Source organism: Mesorhizobium sp. WSM4817, assembly GCF_055811135.1.
Genome location: NZ_JBVVQQ010000085.1, coordinates 1 through 1,699 on the forward strand (window position 1 = coordinate 1; position 1,699 = coordinate 1,699).

Consider the following 1,699-nt stretch of genomic DNA (forward strand, 5'->3'; position numbering starts at 1 on the left):
GGTTCTTCCTCACTTTGTGTGGTTCATCGGCTGTTAGCGGCAAGATCGCTAATGGGCGGGCATGCGAACGAAATCAAAATGGTCGCCCGGCCCAGGGGTCAAAGTTCTGGGCGTCGAGCTCACTGATGATGACAGTTGGGTTGTTTCCGCTGCCGGACCAGCGATCGGCATTTGCCCCGATTGCGGACGGCGAAGCCGAAATCGGCATGGGTGGTCCAGCCGCAGCCTTCAGGACCTTCCGGTCCAGGGTAAGGCTGTGACGGTGAGGCTCCTGCTGAGCCGCTGGCGATGCGCACATGAGAAATGTGAACGACAAACGTTCACCGACCGACTGCCGACGGTTGCTTCCCCTTATGCGCGCCGGACGACAAGGGTCGTGGAGATTGTCGGCCTGCTCGGCCATAGCACGGGCGGCCGTCCTGGCGAGCGCCTCATGCAACGGCTCGGCATGCCGGTCAGCGACGACACCATCCTGCGGCAACTGAAGCGTGATGCCGCGGTTGCTCACTGCGCCTCCGAGATCCGGGTGGTTGGCATCGATGACTGGAGCTGGCGACGCGCGACACGATACGGGACCATCATGGTCGATCTCGAGCGTCGCTCGGTTGTCGACATTCTGGACGACCGCAGCGTCGATAATGCAGCCAGGTGGCTGCGGAACCATCCCTCCGTCGAAGTCGTCAGCCGAGACCGCTGCGGCCTGTATGCGCAGGCCGTCCGTGAAGGCGCACCGCAGGCCCGGCAGGTAGCCGATCGGTTTCATCTGGTCCAAAATCTTCGTACGGCAATCGAGGAACAGATGAGCTTTCATGGCAGTGCTTCAGGAAGAGCCCATCCTGTCCGAGGACGCCATCATCGACGCTGCGACACATCGCCGGCGCGCTCGTCTCGCGCATAGGCAATCTCGCCAGGAGATATTCGAAATGCTCCACGCCTTGCGCCAGAAGGGTCTGACTTACAGCGAGATCGCCCGACGGACCGGCTATGAACGTCGCAGCGTGGCGAAGTGGCTCAAATTCAAGGCTCTGCCAGATAGGCGGCGAGCAGCATTGAACCCCACGTCACCATGGTACTTTGAAACGTTCCTTGCCGAATGCTGGAAGGAAGGGAACCGCTGCGGACGGCATCTGTTTCATGACGTCAAGCAGCGCGGCTACACCGGCAGCTTCTCCAATCTGGAGCGCCTGCTGGGAGCCTGGCGGTGTGCCGAAAGAGAACGCGTTGATGATATTCCTCCCACGGCGCCCAGCTTGGAACCCGTTCGAGATCCGGATACCGGACATGCGATTTCGCCGGTCGTGGCTGCGGCGCTTTGCATCAAGCCACGAGGCCTGCTGACAGATCGGCAAGCAAGAAAGGTCGATGCCCTGAAGCAGAGATCTGACGCATTCGCTGAAATGCGACGCCTGGCGATGCGCTTCAACGGAATCCTTCGCAGCAAGAAGTCGGAAACACTGGACGCGTGGATCGACGATGCAATCGATTCCGACCTCATTCCGATCATGCGGTTCGCCCGTGTTTTGCGCAGAGACATCGATGCCGTCAACAACGCCATTGAGCTACCTTGGAGCAACGGACAGGCCGAAGGCCAGATCAATCGCCTCAAGACCCTCAAGCGGGCTATGTACGGCAGGGCAGGTCCCGAACTACTGAGGGCACGTATGCTGCCACCGCGCCACACAAATTGAGGAAGAACCCA

The 1,699-nt window shown here is 60.4% G+C and carries 1 pseudogene; it reads left to right on the top strand.

The window, feature by feature from the left end:
- Nucleotides 1-61: 61 nt before the first annotated feature.
- Nucleotides 62-1,688 (top strand): annotated as a pseudogene (locus tag AC0L2K_RS34785) (ISL3 family transposase).
- The last annotated feature ends 11 nt before the right edge of the window (nucleotides 1,689-1,699 follow it).